This window comes from Ruegeria sp. AM2, from assembly GCF_056540685.1.
In genome coordinates this window covers 515,321-529,367 of sequence record NZ_JBQFXE010000002.1, presented here as the reverse complement: position 1 = coordinate 529,367, position 14,047 = coordinate 515,321, and the positions used below count along the sequence as shown (strand labels likewise).

The 14,047-nt window shown below is 58.3% G+C and carries 17 protein-coding genes; 10 read left to right on the top strand and 7 right to left on the bottom strand.

Annotation, left to right across the window (positions count from 1 at the left end; translation table 11 throughout):
* The 8 genes from ACR0CR_RS08215 (at window position 1) to ACR0CR_RS08180 (ending at window position 7,497) form a co-directional block, all read left to right on the top strand.
* A complete protein-coding gene (locus ACR0CR_RS08215; RefSeq protein ID WP_480598113.1) occupies window positions 1-645 on the top strand; it encodes a hypothetical protein in 645 nt (214 codons plus the stop codon).
* Complete coding sequence (locus ACR0CR_RS08210; protein WP_480598112.1) at window positions 642-1,094, top strand: paraquat-inducible protein A; 453 nt, start codon at window positions 642-644, stop codon at window positions 1,092-1,094. The genes ACR0CR_RS08215 and ACR0CR_RS08210 overlap by 4 nt, the downstream gene beginning before the upstream one ends.
* Before the next feature lie 179 nt (window positions 1,095-1,273).
* Entirely contained in the window at window positions 1,274-2,023 is a 750-nt protein-coding gene (locus ACR0CR_RS08205; protein WP_480598111.1) for a DNA repair protein, read from the top strand.
* A gap of 120 nt (window positions 2,024-2,143) precedes the next feature.
* A complete protein-coding gene (gene radA, locus ACR0CR_RS08200) occupies window positions 2,144-3,508 on the top strand; it encodes a DNA repair protein RadA (RefSeq protein ID WP_480598110.1) in 1,365 nt (454 codons plus the stop codon).
* Window positions 3,509-3,548: 40 nt separating this feature from the next.
* Window positions 3,549-4,130 carry a CvpA family protein gene (locus tag ACR0CR_RS08195; RefSeq protein WP_480598109.1) on the top strand — a complete coding sequence of 194 codons (582 nt, stop codon included), beginning with the start codon at window positions 3,549-3,551 and terminating at the stop codon, window positions 4,128-4,130.
* Between the two features lie 648 nt (window positions 4,131-4,778).
* Window positions 4,779-6,302 carry an amidophosphoribosyltransferase gene (gene purF / locus ACR0CR_RS08190; RefSeq protein ID WP_480598107.1) on the top strand — a complete coding sequence of 508 codons (1,524 nt, stop codon included), beginning with the start codon at window positions 4,779-4,781 and terminating at the stop codon, window positions 6,300-6,302.
* Window positions 6,303-6,537: 235 nt separating this feature from the next.
* A complete protein-coding gene (locus tag ACR0CR_RS08185; protein ID WP_480598106.1) occupies window positions 6,538-6,810 on the top strand; it encodes a hypothetical protein in 273 nt (90 codons plus the stop codon).
* 42 nt (window positions 6,811-6,852) lie between these two features.
* Window positions 6,853-7,497 (top strand): SDR family NAD(P)-dependent oxidoreductase, encoded by a 645-nt coding sequence (locus tag ACR0CR_RS08180; protein ID WP_480598105.1) that lies wholly within the window; start codon window positions 6,853-6,855, stop codon window positions 7,495-7,497.
* 60 nt (window positions 7,498-7,557) lie between these two features.
* Here the strand turns inward: ACR0CR_RS08180 and ACR0CR_RS08175 are convergent, their stop codons facing one another.
* The 4 genes from ACR0CR_RS08175 to ACR0CR_RS08160 form a co-directional block, all read right to left on the bottom strand.
* Complete coding sequence (locus ACR0CR_RS08175; RefSeq protein WP_480598104.1) at window positions 7,558-8,400, bottom strand: ATP-binding protein; 843 nt, start codon at window positions 8,398-8,400, stop codon at window positions 7,558-7,560.
* A 114-nt stretch (window positions 8,401-8,514) separates the two neighbouring features.
* Complete coding sequence (gene tatC, locus ACR0CR_RS08170) at window positions 8,515-9,387, bottom strand: twin-arginine translocase subunit TatC (protein WP_480598103.1); 873 nt, start codon at window positions 9,385-9,387, stop codon at window positions 8,515-8,517.
* Window positions 9,384-9,842, bottom strand: a complete 459-nt coding sequence (gene tatB / locus ACR0CR_RS08165; RefSeq protein ID WP_480598101.1) for a Sec-independent protein translocase protein TatB — start codon at window positions 9,840-9,842, stop codon at window positions 9,384-9,386. Before tatB ends, tatC begins: the two co-directional genes overlap by 4 nt.
* Window positions 9,843-9,848: 6 nt before the next feature.
* Entirely contained in the window at window positions 9,849-10,064 is a 216-nt protein-coding gene (locus ACR0CR_RS08160; protein WP_480598099.1) for a twin-arginine translocase TatA/TatE family subunit, read from the bottom strand.
* Between the two features lie 218 nt (window positions 10,065-10,282).
* On the opposite strand from ACR0CR_RS08160, the gene ACR0CR_RS08155 reads away from it, so the two are divergent.
* Both ACR0CR_RS08155 and ACR0CR_RS08150 read left to right on the top strand, forming a co-directional pair.
* A complete protein-coding gene (locus tag ACR0CR_RS08155; protein WP_480598097.1) occupies window positions 10,283-10,588 on the top strand; it encodes a hypothetical protein in 306 nt (101 codons plus the stop codon).
* 21 nt (window positions 10,589-10,609) lie between these two features.
* The gene (locus ACR0CR_RS08150) at window positions 10,610-11,281 is read left to right on the top strand and encodes a helix-turn-helix transcriptional regulator (RefSeq protein WP_480598096.1); all 672 of its coding nucleotides are present in this window, start codon (window positions 10,610-10,612) and stop codon (window positions 11,279-11,281) included.
* A gap of 63 nt (window positions 11,282-11,344) precedes the next feature.
* On the opposite strand, the gene ACR0CR_RS08145 is transcribed toward ACR0CR_RS08150, so the two are convergent.
* The 3 genes from ACR0CR_RS08145 to surE all read right to left on the bottom strand — a co-directional run bounded on the left by ACR0CR_RS08145 (window position 11,345) and on the right by surE (window position 14,002).
* Window positions 11,345-12,508 carry a peptidoglycan DD-metalloendopeptidase family protein gene (locus ACR0CR_RS08145; RefSeq protein WP_480598094.1) on the bottom strand — a complete coding sequence of 388 codons (1,164 nt, stop codon included), beginning with the start codon at window positions 12,506-12,508 and terminating at the stop codon, window positions 11,345-11,347.
* Between the two features lie 64 nt (window positions 12,509-12,572).
* Window positions 12,573-13,223: a protein-L-isoaspartate(D-aspartate) O-methyltransferase gene (locus tag ACR0CR_RS08140; RefSeq protein WP_480598093.1), complete on the bottom strand. Its 651-nt coding sequence runs from the start codon at window positions 13,221-13,223 to the stop codon at window positions 12,573-12,575.
* Window positions 13,220-14,002, bottom strand: coding sequence for a 5'/3'-nucleotidase SurE (gene surE, locus ACR0CR_RS08135; RefSeq protein ID WP_480598092.1), 783 nt, complete (start codon window positions 14,000-14,002; stop codon window positions 13,220-13,222). The genes ACR0CR_RS08140 and surE overlap by 4 nt, the downstream gene beginning before the upstream one ends.
* Window positions 14,003-14,047: the final 45 nt, after the last annotated feature.

Genomic DNA, 14,047 nt, shown 5'->3' with positions numbered 1-14,047 from the left:
ATGGCAAATTCACTTGAAAGAGTTTACGAAATTGTTGCCGAATTTCGAGCAAAATTGGAGTTTAAACGTCCAGATTTTGATGAGCTCGTTATGCTCACTGATGCGAATGAAAGAAACTTGCCAACCAAGTTCGTCCAAATCGTAAGGGCGACCGATAACAAGTTTCCATCTGCGCCAGTCGACCTCATAACAATTGCTAATCGGCTTTCAAAGATTTTGGAAGTGTCCGCAACGTATGACTTGGTTACCTCAATCAAAAGTGACCTCGATACAGATGAGCTTGCACCCACGTTTCATCTTGGAAAGAAAGACAAAGCGAAAGTCTTGGGCCTTTGCGCGCAGATGCGAAAAATCGTTTTGGCAACTACGGTCTTTGACCAGCCACACAAACGTCGATTGCTTAACAGGATAGCTGGTATCGAACACCAAGTAGAGCAACCTAAAGGCCTGCTGGATGTCGTAAGAGCGGGTGTTTCTGATGTTGGAGAAACGCTGGGTAAATTTGGAACAGATATCAAACCACTAACGGACAGAATGAAAGAAGTTGCTCAGATCGCTCGCTCAAACTCAAAGGAGTATGATCAGATTCCAGCACCAGAACAACTGAGAAGACTCCCCGCACCTGAGCAAGAAGAAGAGGAATGACCCTCCGCCTCGCCACCCTCTCCCTCCTCATCCTCTACCCAATCGCGTGGTTCGCCCCACTGATGCGCGCCGGGCTCCTCCCTATCTTCGGCCTCAGCGAGATCAGCGTCATCACGGGTCTCCAATCGCTCTGGAAATCCGACATCTTCCTCGCGCTGGTCGTAACCGTCTTTGCCCTCTTTGCCCCATACATCAAAACCATCGGAACCGCCCTGATCCAATGGGACCTGCTGGACCCGCGCGTACAGCCTGCTCTGAACATCCTCGGCAAGCTTGCGATGGCCGACATCTTCCTTATTGCGCTCTACATCACGCTGGCCAAGGGCATCTCGTATGCCACCATCGAAACAGCGTGGGGTCTTTACCTGTTTACAGGCTGTATTCTGGCCTCAATCGCGCTGGGATATATTACCGAGATGACATCCAGATCACGAAATCCTCAGACCTAATTGATTGAAAACAATTATCTGAGTATCATCTTAATATTTCGAGCAGCAAGTTTTTGTAGTTTTCGGGTCCGTAGCGGATCGTAATACGTGTTTGATCTGTCCTCCGCTTCGGCCCGGTGTGTACCGGTTTCAGAAGGAGTACGACGATCATGGCCGCCCTCCATTCAATGACATTGCAGATGCAAAACATATTTTTGCGCGCGACTTTTGCCCTTATTTGCGCGGCGGCGTTTCTGGCCGTTGCAACCACCATGCTCTCTGCGCTGGGTGTGCTTCCGTGGCTGTCCATGCAGGCCGGCTTTGGGCCTGCGCCGTCGGTCGATGCGGGGATGTTCATTCAGATCGGCGTGACCGCTCTGATCCTTATGTTGGCCTTTTACCTGCCCGCCAACGCGCGGATGATGGCGCTGGAAAACAACCATCGCAATTTCGCCCTGACCATGCGCGACATCACCGAGGCCTATCACATGGCCCATGCCGCCGACCGCGAGGGCCTGTTTTTTATGTCCTCCGAATTCGACGCCGTGAAAGAGCGTCTCTCCTTCCTGCGGCACCACCCGAACCTGCAGTCGCTTGAGCCCGAAATTCTGGAACTCGCCGCGCAGATGAGCCAAATCAGCCGCGATTTGGCCGAAACTTACGGAGACGACAAGGTTAACCGCGCTCGGATGTTCTTGCAGCAGCGTCAAGAAGAAATCGAGCAATTCCAGCAGCGGATCGAAAACGCGCAGACCATCCAGCACGAACTGCGACAGTGGACACGCGATATCGAGATCGAGGAGTCTATCGCCAAGTCACAACTGACCCGATTGCGCGATGAATTGTTCGAGCTGTTGCCGGAACTATCCGCTCAATTGCAGACCGCGCCCGATGACAACGCCGAAAACAAATCCAGCGTGGTCCCAATGCCGCCGCGTGCAGCGGAATAGGCGCGACAGCGCCCGTCGAAACCGATGGCCCGCAGGGCCTGAGGGCACGACGCCCCATCGGCGGAGAGGAAAGCCCGCAAGGGCTTGAAGAACCGCCCAAGCTCGGGCACCAAAGGCCGCATGGCAAAGACGAACACTTTCTCCTGCACGGCCTGCGGAGCGACTCATACCCGTTGGTCCGGGCGCTGCGACGCCTGCGGCGAATGGAACACGATTACACAGGACGTCCCGCTCTCGGCCGGACCGGCCAAGAAGTCTCTCGGTGGCAAGCGGGGCCAGTCCATCACACTCACGGACCTGTCCACCGAGGAAACACCCCCACCCCGCACCCTCTGCGGGGTCGAGGAACTGGACCGAGTGCTGGGCGGTGGCCTCGTCCCCGCCTCGGCTTTGCTGGTGGGCGGAGATCCTGGCATCGGAAAGTCCACCCTTCTGCTGCAAGCCGCCGCGCGTTTTGCCCGCGCTGGCGTCAAGACGGTCTATGTCTCGGGCGAGGAAGCCAGCGCGCAGGTTCGCATGCGCGCGCGCCGATTGGGGCTTGAAGACGCCCCGGTTCATCTCGCCGCAGAGACCAACCTGCGCGATATCCTGACCACGCTTGAGGCAGAAAAGCCCGGTCTCGCAATCATCGATTCGATCCAGACCATGTGGGCCGACAATGTAGACAGCGCGCCTGGCTCGGTGTCACAAGTCCGGGCCGCAGCACATGAATTGACCACGTTTGCGAAACGACACGGCGTCTCAATCATCATGGTCGGCCACGTTACCAAAGAAGGTCAGATCGCAGGCCCGCGCGTGGTCGAGCATATGGTCGACACGGTGCTTTACTTCGAGGGCGAGCGCGGCCACCAGTTCCGCATCCTGCGCGCGGTCAAGAACCGCTTTGGCCCAGCGGATGAGATCGGCGTGTTTGAGATGACCGGCAAAGGGCTTGCACAGGTCACCAACCCATCGGCCCTGTTCTTGTCCGAGCGTGGCGCGCCCAGCCCCGGTTCGGCCGTGTTTGCAGGCATCGAGGGCACCCGCCCCGTCCTTGTGGAACTGCAAGCTCTGGTCGCCCCGTCACCGCATTCTCAACCTCGCCGCACGGTTGTTGGTTGGGACAGTGGACGGCTCGCCATGATCCTTGCCGTCCTCGAAGCGCGCTGCGGCATCCCATTTGCGGGGCTCGACGTCTATCTGAATGTGGCCGGAGGGCTGAAAGTCAGCGAACCCGCAGCTGACCTCGCTGTTGCCGCTGCGTTACTCAGCGCGCGCGAAGACACCGCCCTGCCCGCCGACACCGTCGTTTTCGGAGAAATCTCGCTGTCCGGGGCACTTAGACCGGCCCCGCAGACGGAAAACAGGTTGAAAGAAGCGCAAAAACTTGGTTTCACGGCAGCAATTGCCCCGGCAGGCGGCAAAACCGGCACTGTGGCAGGTCTGACACTCACCCGACCCTCTGATTTGGTTGGGTTTGTTGGCGAAACCTTCGGAGCAGGTTAAAGTCGCGCCGCAAGGGGCAGAAAAAGAACAGGCGAGGGCCATGGAAGGTTTTACAATAATTGACGGGGTCGTTGCCCTGATCGTCGTGCTGTCAGGCATTCTGGCCTATTCGCGCGGCTTCATGCGCGAGGTTCTGGCCATCGCCGGTTGGGTTGCTGCGGCCGTTCTGGCCTTTATCTTCGCGCCGCAGGTTGTGCCTTTGGTCAAAGAGGTCCCGGTCGTTGGTGAATTCCTGCGCGACAGTTGCGAATTGTCTGTCATTACCGGGTTTGCTGCGGTATTTGCGGTCGCGCTGATTGTGGTCAGCATTTTCACGCCTCTATTTTCATCGCTGGTTCAGCGCTCGGCCCTTGGCGGGCTGGATCAGGCGCTTGGGTTCTTTTTCGGCATCGCACGCGGCATCCTGTTGGTGGCGATCGCCTTCTTTGTCTACGACACTGTTATGACAGGCCAGTCTTACACGCTGGTTGACGAAAGCCGGTCCGCAAAGGTCTTTGAACAGTTCAGCGGCCAGATCGAGGAACAAAACCCCGAGGCCGCCCTGGGCTGGGTCACAGCGCAATACGAAGAACTGGTTGCCAGCTGCACATCCGGCACCGAGACCGAGGGTACGGACGGTTAAATTCGCGCAAGTTGATCATCCAAAAGCCCGGCTTGGCCGGGCTTTTTTTGTTTGAAAATTGTTACAGAAAACCTTCTCCACCACAGGTCGTGCAGCGGATTGTTTTTAATCCAAAGCAACCGTCGCAACGGCTCGAGATTGGTTTGCCAAGAATGTCACGACTTTTGACGATTTCTCCGGCACCATTGCAAATCTGACAGGGCGCGCGCCCCGCACCTCGGCAACGATGGCAGCGTCGTTTGACGGGTTCGGGCGTTTTGAGGGGACGTTTGCGTTGCCACATATCAGGACTCCAGTCCGTTCAGAGGCTTCAATACTTGATCAGCCCGAATTTACGACAGCATAGATGCCCGGTTTTGTCACCCTTGGTGCCCTGAAATCCGCATTTGAACCACAAGGCAAATCCGGAATGTGATCCTTTGATGACACACGCGTCGTTAGGCATTATGTGAAGTCCATACCGACATGGAATCGGAGCTGCCGATCTTGCTGTATCTTTTCACTCTCGCCTTCGCCGTTTGCCATATTATGTGCATGATCCGACTTGATGATGGGCGACAAAGGGTTCAGATACAGGCTCGAAATCGCAGCGCTTCGATGTAGTAACCGTGCTCACCGCCGCAACGTCATAGAAATTGGAGCCCGTACATGTGTGGGATTTTGGGGATCGCAAGCAGAACGCATGATGTGTTTGCGGAAATCTATGACGGGCTGCTGATGTTGCAGCACCGGGGGCAAGATGCCTCGGGGATCGTCACCTACAACGGCGAATTCTTTCGCGAAAAGAAGTCAAACGGGCTGGTCAAGGATGTCTTCAATGCCAGCGACGCCCAGACGCTTTTGGGCAAAGTCGGCATGGGCCATGTGCGATATCCAACGGCCGGATCTCTCAGCGCAGCCGAGGCGCAGCCATTTTTCGTAAATGCGCCTTATGGCATCTATCTGGTCCACAACGGCAACATCACCAATACCGCCGAGCAGCGTGAGAAGGTGACCGGCAAGTACAGTCGTCATTTGCGCACCACGTCCGATTCGGAAATCCTGCTGAACGTGCTGGCCGACAAAGTCGCTGACGCCATCAAGGTGAACGGCAACGCCGATCCTATCCGCAACATCTTTGCCGGCGTCAAAATGACCATGGAACGCGTGCAGGGCGCCTATTCGGTCATCTGCCTGATCGCCGGTGTGGGCATGCTGGCCTTCCGTGATCCTTACGGCATTCGACCGCTGTCCGTTGCGGTTCGCGAAGCGGAAGGCGCTGGTGCAGATTACTCCTTCGCCTCTGAAGACGTCGCCTTTGGCATCAATGGGTTTGAAAAGCTGCGTGACCTGCGCCCCGGTGAGGCGATCCTGATCGATCTAGAAGGCAACAAGCACGAATTTCAGGCGGTCGAAGGCAAGCTGACGCCCTGCATCTTTGAGTATGTCTATCTCGCGCGTCCGGACTCATTGCTGGATGGCGTTTCGGTCTACAAAACTCAGATGCGCATGGGTCAGACCCTGGCCAAACAGATCCAGGATTCAGGGCTTGAGATCGACCGGATCATCCCCGTCCCCGACAGCGCCCGTCCCGTGGCGCTTGAGGCCGCCAAAATAACCGGCATCCCCTATCGCGAGGGGCTGGTGAAAAACCGCTATGTGGGTCGGACCTTCATCATGCCGGAACAGGAAGAACGGCAAAAATCCGTCCGCCGTAAGTTGAATGCTGTTCCGTTGGAATTCGAAGGGCACAACGTGCTGTTGATCGACGACTCAATCGTCCGCGGCAACACGATCAAGAAGATCGTGCAGATGTGCCGAGAAGCTGGAGCGAAGAAAGTCTATATCGCCAGCGCTTCACCACCAGTGAAATTTCCCAATGTCTATGGCATCGACATGCCAACAAAACATGAGCTGATCGCCAACGGCAAAAACGTTGAAGAGATCCGGCAAGAGCTGGGTGCAGACGCCTTGTTCTATCAGGACCTCGACGATCTGATCTGGGCGGCAAAGGAAGGCAACCCGGAAATCGAGGCGTTCGATTGCTCGTGCTTTGATGGCAATTACATCACCGGCAGCGTGAGTGGCGACTATCTTGATAGTCTGGAAAACAGCAGCCGCGTCAGCAAAAAGAAACGCGACATGGAAATTCCGGGAACTTCGTGGAACGCAGCCAAACTGGCTTCGGGCTGACGCGAGCGATTCGCGAATTTGAACGCGTGTTCAAAGGCTGGGTGCTGGTTCCGCTGGCGCGGGCGAAACCGTCGGTGGAAATCCGCGCACAACTCCGCGATGAAGCGGTCGCAATCGCAATAGCTTCTGAGCAAACAGGGCGACGCGACTGCACCCGCCGGAACGCCATCTCTTTTGTTCGCACCCCGGCGGTGCTAGCGAGCGGGCCAACAGCCACTCACTCAAAGGGGTTCGGGTGCTGACGCCCGAACCGCTCATCATGTCGAACATCACTGTCAACGGCGCGGCCACTCAAAAGGGCGCGCTAAAGAAGAATTCCGTCTCACTGCTGGGGGTATTCGGCCCCAAGGCCGAAATGCGCGCGCTGATGCGCCTGTCTTCGGGCCGCGTGAAAGAGGTCAGGTTGGGAACCCGCGTGTCCTCGGGCAAGGTCGTGGCCATTGATGCCGATGGCGTCATCCTGCAAAAAAGCGGTCAGACACACCGGATAGCCATCCCCGGCGGTTGATCCGGGCTTGACGCTGCCAGCGCGCAGGTTCAAACCCCAGATATGACTGATCAGACCAAAATAGCCCTTGTAACCGGAGCCTCGCGCGGCTTGGGGGCTGCCCTTGCCGAAGCACTGGCACCGGAATACCACATCGTCGCCGTCGCCCGCACCACTGGCGGGCTGGAAGAGTTGGACGACCGCATTCAAGCCAAAGGCGGCGCGGCGACACTGGCACCAATGGACATCGCAGACCCAAACGCAATGGCAACCCTGTGCCGGGGCATTCATGATCGCTGGGGCAAGGTGGATCTGTGGCTGCATACGGCCATTCACACTTCGGCCCTGACACCCGCCCACTTCGTCGATCCAAAGGAATGGACCAAGGCCGTCGGAATCAATGCTACTGCGACGTCCATTCTGATCCCATATGTCGCGCCCCTGTTGGGTGAGTCCGGCCACGCCGTGTTCTTTGACGATCCCAAGGCGGGTGAGAAGTTCTACGGCATTTACGGCGCAACCAAGGGGGCGCAGATGGCGCTGGCCCGCAGCTGGGCTGCCGAGACTGAGCGTACCGGGCCGCGTGTTTCGATTGTCGAACCTGCGCCGATGCCAACAGCGGTGCGCGCTCGGTTCCACCCCGGAGAGGACCGCGACGGGTTGACCAGCACGGCAGATGAGGCCGCTCGGATTCTGGCGCTACTGTAGGGATGGCCCTTTGGGCCATGCCTCCGGCGGGGATATTTTTAGCCAGATGAAGCGGGCGGGTTATTCGATGTGGATGCCGTTACGTCCGGCGAGATCAACGAAAAACTGCCAAGCCACGCGGCCGGAACGCGCACCTCGGGTGGCTTGCCATTCGATGGCTTCGGCCCGCAGCGTCTCGGCGTCGACCGACAAGCCATAGGCGGCGCAATACCGGTCAATCATCGCCAGGTATTCATCCTGATCGCAGGGGTGGAAACCCAACCACAGACCGAAACGGTCCGATAATGAGACCTTTTCCTCGACCGCCTCGGACGGGTTGATGGCGCTGGAGCGTTCATTTTCGATCATATCCCGCGGCATAAGGTGGCGGCGGTTCGAAGTTGCGTAGAAAACCACGTTTTCCGGACGCCCCTCAATACCGCCGTCCAACACGGCCTTGAGCGATTTGTAATGCTGGTCGTCATGGCTGAAGGACAGATCATCGCAGAACAGGATGAACCGGTGCGGTGCGGCGCGCAGGTGGTTCAGCAAGCGGGCGACCGAGCCCATGTCTTCCCGTTGAAGCTCGACCAGTTTCAGGTTGGGATGCTCTTCTTGCAGGGTGCCGTGCACCGCCTTGACAAGGCTGGATTTCCCCATGCCCCGCGCGCCCCAAAGCAGCGCGTTGTTCGCCTTGAACCCTGCGGCAAAGCGTCGGGTGTTGTCCAACAATGTGTCGCGCGACCGGTTTATGCCCACAAGCAAGTCCAGATCAACACGATTGACCTGAACCACCGGCTCTAACCGATCCGGTTCGACATGCCACACAAAGGCAGGCGCAGCCTCGAAATCTGGCGTCGCCAAAGGGGCCGGAGCCATACGCTCCAGCGCGTCTGCAATACGGTTCAGGGCTTGGTCGTCCATTGGCTCCTCCGGGATATTTGCGCGGTTCAAACCATGATCGGGGGCGGGCGACAAGGGCTGGTCATGAAAAAGGCGCGCCGTGCAAGGGCGCGCCTTTTTGGGGTTTTCACCACGTTACTTGGCTTCTTCCTCGGCGATATCAGCGTCCGCTTCGGCTTCGTCGTCATAGTACCCTTCCGCGCGCAGCTTTTCCTCGCGCTTCTTCTCGACGCGGGCGACAAGGAAGATTGATATTTCGTAGAGGCCATAGACCACCGTAAACAGGATGACCTGGGTGATCACGTCTGGCGGCGTCACCACAGCGGCCAGTACCAGAATTCCAATCACCGCGTACTTGCGAACTTCGCCCAGCCCTTGCGCGCTGACCAGACCGGCCTTGCCCATCAGGGTAAGCAACACGGGCAGTTGAAAGCACAGGCCAAAGGCAACGATGAATTTGATGGTCAGGTTCAGGTATTCCTGCGCCGAGCCCTGGAACACCACGCTATGAGGTGCCGCAGTCGCCGTATCAACAACGGCTTCACCTTCTGATCCGAACTGTTGGAAGCCCAAGAAAAAGTCGTAGGCCAGTGGCGTAACGACGTAAAAGGCAAAGCTTGCGCCCAACAGAAACATGAACGGAGACGCCAACAGGAACGGCAGAAACGCGTTCTTTTCTGACTTGTAAAGACCCGGAGCCACGAACCGCCACATCTGCATGCCGATATAAGGAAATGCCAGAACAAAGCCGCCCAAAAGTGAAACCTTGATGTAGACGAAGAAGCCTTCCTGCAGTGCGATGAAGATCAAACCGCAATCCTGTCCCCGCTCGGCTAAAGCCTCACACAGGGGCAAGGTCAGAAAATTGAAGATCGGCTTTGCAACCGAAAAACAGATGATCATCCCTATCAGAAAGGCAACCACACAGTGTATCAACCGCGTCCGCAGCTCTGCCAGATGCTCGATCAAAGGGGCCGAGCTGTCTTCGATCTCTTCGGTCTTGGTCATGTCTTGCTTTCGGTCTTAAGTGCCGCCTCGGCCTCCTCGGCTTTGGCCAATGCGTCGGCAGCCTCTTTGGCTTTGCGCTCTGCAGCGGCGCGGGCGGTAGACGCCTGGATTTTCTTGGCCTGCTCGGCACGCTCGGCGGCAAGCTTGCCCGTTTCGCTATCGGGGTCGAACTTGGTCGGGTCCATGCTTTTGGCGACATCCCGTGCGGCTTCGTTGACACTGTCCATTGCCGTGCTCACGGGATTTGAGGCCGCGTTCAGACCTTTCTTGATCTCGTTGACACCGGCCTGATCTGCGGCCTCGTTCATGGCGCTGCTGAATTCGCGTGCCATGCCGCGCGCCTTGCCGACAAACCGTCCAACATTGCGGAACAGCACCGGCAGGTCTTTCGGCCCCACAACTATCAGCGCCACGACGCCAATGACCAGAAGCTCGGTCCAACCCAGATCAAACATGCGGACTTAGACCTTGTCTTTCTCAGAGTCCGGCGTGACGTCCTTGGCCAACTCGGAAGCATCCTCTTCCAACTCGTCCGCGCCTTCTTTGACGCCCTTCTTGAACGAAGTAATGCCCTTGCCCACTTCGCCCATCAATGAGCTGATCTTGCCACGGCCAAACAGCACCAAAACCACGACGGCGATCAGCAGAAGGCCGGGAAGGCCAATATTGTTAAGCATGTCTTCTCTCCTTTTCCTTCGGCGCCACGCGCCGGAAAGCAATCTGAGGCCGTGTGTACGCTCGGATGGGCGCAGGAAAAAGTGAGACAGATCAATTTGGCGTTCAAATTTGACGCGAATGGGTGGTTTTTCAGGACTCGCAATCTTCAACTGACAGGTTTATGTCAGTTGAAGCCGGCTAGGCAGAGGTCATCGAAACCTGGTCAACGGAGACTCACATGACCCATGTCGCAGAAATTGTCACTTTCACCCTGACAGAAGGCACTTCGCCGGAGGAGTTCGTCAAACTCAGCCAAGCGTCCGAAGCCTTCGTTCGCGCAGCGCCCGGATTTGCGCACAGACAGCTCAGCCAAGGCGAGGATGGCCGCTGGACCGACTATGTGATCTGGAAAGACATGAAAGCTGCAAAGGACGCTGCAACTCAGTTCCCAAAACAGGACTTCGCTGCAGGGTTGATGACCGCCATCGACCCGTCCAGCATCCAGATGCGCCACGAGAATGTGCTATGGAACATGACCGCCTGATCGCGGTCCGGACGGTGTGTCATGCGCCGCACTGACCGCCTGTTTGACATCATTCAGATCCTGCGCGACGGCAAATTACACCGCGCGCAGGACATAGCGGACCGGCTCGAAGTGTCGGTTCGCACGATCTACCGCGACATGGACACGCTGGTGGCCTCGGGCGTCCCGGTCGAGGGCGAGCGCGGCGTCGGCTACATGGTACGCGAGCAGATCACCCTGCCCCCGCTGAACCTGACAACCGCTGAACTGGAAGCCCTGAACCTGGGCATGGCCATCGTGGCCGAGGCCGCTGATCCCGACCTGAAGGCCGCTGCCGAAACGCTGGCCGACAAAATCGACGCGGTGCTGCCCACGCAGGTCGTGGCCGAAGCCGATACCTGGAGATTTGCCGTCTACCCCTTTGCCGATGCCGCGCGCGGCCTGGCCCATATGGCGCCTATTCGCGCAGCGATCAAATCGCGTCAAAAGCTGCATCTGACTTATCGCCGTATCGATGACATCCTGACCGAACGCACCATCCGGCCGCTACACATGGAATACTGGGGCCGAGTCTGGACCCTGACCGCCTGGTGTGAGTTGCGCGATGGGTTCCGGGTCTTCCGCATTGACCTGATCGAAGCGGTCTCGCCCCTGCCCGAAATCTTCACCGACGAGCCCGGCAAACGGCTTAGAGACTATGACCCGCACCAGTGATCCGCTCTTCATCTGGCCCCAAATATCCCCGCCGGAGGCATGGCCCGGAACGGGCCATTCCCCTCACCGTAGATAGGGTTCCGGATCAACGGATTCGAACCCTTTGCGAACCTCGAAATGGACATAGGCATTGTCCCCGCCCCGCAGCGCGGCGATCTTCTGCCCCCGGCGGACCCGATCACCCTTTTTGACCGTAATCTCGTCGACATTGGCATAAACCGTCAGCAGGTCGCTATTGTGTTTGACCACAATGATCGGCACCTGATCGGCATCCGCTGTAATCGCGGCCACAGTGCCCGCCTCTGCCGCAGTCACCGTTGTTCCAGGTGCCGCCGCAATGTCGATCCCTTCGTTCTTACCCTTTTCGTAGGTGCGAATGATCGTCCCGCCCACCGGCAAAGCCAGCGCCGAGCTGCTCTGATTGGTCGGCGCATCCGCCGTCACGTCCGGCGCTGGTGTCGGCGCGGCAATTTGCTCGTCCGGCAAGGGCTGTGTCGCGCTTGGGGGTGTTGGCGTCGGAGAGCCCTCGCCCGGCTGCGTCACATTCGTCGCTGGGGCTGCCGTTGCGGTCTGCGCCGGGGCGGGTTGGTTCTTTATGGGAATCAACAGGAACTGCCCTTCGCGCACCATAAAATCCGATCCTAGACCATTCCACTCGGCCAGCGATTCAACCGGCACTTCGTACAGCCGCGAAATCGTGTAAGCTGTCTCACCTCGTTTGACTTTGTGACGGATCGGCTCCGGGCCGGTCGGCGCGGGTGCCGGGGCCGGCGCGGGCTTGACTGGCTCCAACGTCGAGGTCTGAACCCCGCCGGTGGTCGGCGCTTCATCAATTGCAGAGCCCGCAATTGATGCGATGTCAACATTGCTGCCACCGCCGACTGAGCGCGGCAACGCGATCACTTCGCCATCACGCAGCGGGTCCGTGACCTTTAGTCCGTTGAAACGGGCGAGTTCGGTGGCGGGCAGCCCAATGCGCGCGGCCACATCGTTCACGGTATCGCCGCGTTTGGCGACGGCAACCTGGTAATTCGGATAGGTAATTACACCTCGGGCGTCGGGCGTCGGGCGATTGGCGGTCGCACTTTGAACCGCATCCGCGGTCGAAAAGCCGCCCACCTGGCCGCGCAGGTCATAGTCCAGCGGGCCCTCGCAACCGGCAAGAAATGCCAGCAAGGCAACGCTGGTCGCGCTCTTGCACAGGGAAGATTTAGAAACTGCTCTCATTTTTACTGTCCTCAACACCTGCCCCATTTTGCCGGGGTTCTAGCGCTTATCAAATACTATACCTTTAACGTCCGTCCTTTCCCAGCCCTTCCAGCAAAGGCACAAAACGGACGGGCAACAATTCATCGTAGTCCAAGCCGGTTTCGGTGCGCGTGACGCGAATTAATGTCTGCACCGCATCCGACTGTCCCACCGGTAGCACCATGATACCGCCGATTTTCAGTTGCGCCAAGAGCGGCCCGGGCGGGTCCTCGGCAGCAGCGGTCACAATGATACGATCAAACGGCGCTTGTTCCGGCAACCCAAAGGATCCGTCCGACAACATTGCCGTCACGTTGGTCAGCCCCATCTGGCGGAAAACCTGCCCGGTTTCCTGCAACAGCCGCTTGTGACGCTCGACCGTGTACACCCGGCGCGCCATTTTCGACAAGATTGCCGCCTGATAGCCCGAGCCTGTTCCGATCTCCAACACCGTGTCCCGTGGCCGGACCTGCAACGCCTGCGTCATCAAACCCACCACCGAAGGCTGACTGATCGTCTGCCCGCAGGCAATCGGCAAAGGCGTATCCTCATAGGCGCGATCGGCAAACAGCCCTTTGACGAAAAGACCCCGGTCGACTTGCTCCATGGCGGCCAGCACACGTGCATCCGTCACCCCGCGCGAACGCAGTGCGAACAGGAATTGCATAGTGGTTTCGGGGTTCAATCCGCTCATTCGACCACCTTCAGCGCCTCCAGCGCGTCATAGGCTGTCAGATCGGCGCGCATTGGCGTGACCGAGATATACCCTTCCAGATTCACCGCCGCGTCTGTGCCGGGGGCGGTGGGGTTATGTTGATACCCGCCCTTAATCCACAGGAACCGCCGTCCCGAAGGCGAGCTATGCGGCTCCACGCTGAAATGCGTGTCCCTTCGGAACCCCTGAGGGACCACGCGCGCTCCTAGTACATCATCTGCCGCAACCGGTGGAAAATTCACGTTGTAGAATAGCTTGTAGTCACCCTGCTGCTTGGGCGTCGCATCCAGAATGCGCCGCACAAGGTCGGCACCATAGCGGGTTGCGGCCTCGAACGGGTCATCGAGACCAAGGTTTCCGGGGCCATAGTATTGCGACAGAGCGATCGCGGGTACGCCTTGCAATGCCGCCTCCATCGCGCCGCCTATTGTCCCGGAATAGAGCGTGTTTTCAGCCGAGTTATTGCCCCTGTTCACCCCGGACAGCACCAGATCAGGCGGCGCGTCCTTCATGACGTCATGCAAACCCGCCAGAACGCAATCCGCTGGGGAACCTTCGGCGGCATAGCGGCGCTCGTCCAGCTTGGCGACCATCATTGGATGCGTATAGCTGATGCAGTGCCCGACGCCAGACTGCTCGAACGCGGGCGCTACGATCCAAACCTCTCCGTCCGGGCCAGCCAAATCTCGGGCAATGTGCTCCATCGCGATCAGACCCGGCGCATTGATCCCGTCATCGTTTGTCAAAAGAATTCTCATCGCCGGTCCACCCCGTGTTTTGCCCTTGATAAACACGCCCCCGCG

Coding starts and splice junctions, on each gene's coding strand:
- tatB (WP_480598101.1), bottom strand. CDS start 9,842: ATGTTTGATCTGGGTTGGACCGAGCTTCTGGTCATTGGCGTCGTGGCG.
- ACR0CR_RS08150 (WP_480598096.1), top strand. CDS start 10,610: ATGCGCCGCACTGACCGCCTGTTTGACATCATTCAGATCCTGCGCGAC.
- ACR0CR_RS08145 (WP_480598094.1), bottom strand. CDS start 12,508: ATGAGAGCAGTTTCTAAATCTTCCCTGTGCAAGAGCGCGACCAGCGTT.
- ACR0CR_RS08175 (WP_480598104.1), bottom strand. CDS start 8,400: ATGGACGACCAAGCCCTGAACCGTATTGCAGACGCGCTGGAGCGTATG.
- ACR0CR_RS08140 (WP_480598093.1), bottom strand. CDS start 13,223: ATGAGCGGATTGAACCCCGAAACCACTATGCAATTCCTGTTCGCACTG.
- ACR0CR_RS08215 (WP_480598113.1), top strand. CDS start 1: ATGGCAAATTCACTTGAAAGAGTTTACGAAATTGTTGCCGAATTTCGA.
- ACR0CR_RS08155 (WP_480598097.1), top strand. CDS start 10,283: ATGACCCATGTCGCAGAAATTGTCACTTTCACCCTGACAGAAGGCACT.
- ACR0CR_RS08205 (WP_480598111.1), top strand. CDS start 1,274: ATGCAAAACATATTTTTGCGCGCGACTTTTGCCCTTATTTGCGCGGCG.
- ACR0CR_RS08195 (WP_480598109.1), top strand. CDS start 3,549: ATGGAAGGTTTTACAATAATTGACGGGGTCGTTGCCCTGATCGTCGTG.
- ACR0CR_RS08180 (WP_480598105.1), top strand. CDS start 6,853: ATGACTGATCAGACCAAAATAGCCCTTGTAACCGGAGCCTCGCGCGGC.
- surE (WP_480598092.1), bottom strand. CDS start 14,002: ATGAGAATTCTTTTGACAAACGATGACGGGATCAATGCGCCGGGTCTG.
- ACR0CR_RS08160 (WP_480598099.1), bottom strand. CDS start 10,064: ATGCTTAACAATATTGGCCTTCCCGGCCTTCTGCTGATCGCCGTCGTG.
- purF (WP_480598107.1), top strand. CDS start 4,779: ATGTGTGGGATTTTGGGGATCGCAAGCAGAACGCATGATGTGTTTGCG.
- ACR0CR_RS08210 (WP_480598112.1), top strand. CDS start 642: ATGACCCTCCGCCTCGCCACCCTCTCCCTCCTCATCCTCTACCCAATC.
- tatC (WP_480598103.1), bottom strand. CDS start 9,387: ATGACCAAGACCGAAGAGATCGAAGACAGCTCGGCCCCTTTGATCGAG.
- radA (WP_480598110.1), top strand. CDS start 2,144: ATGGCAAAGACGAACACTTTCTCCTGCACGGCCTGCGGAGCGACTCAT.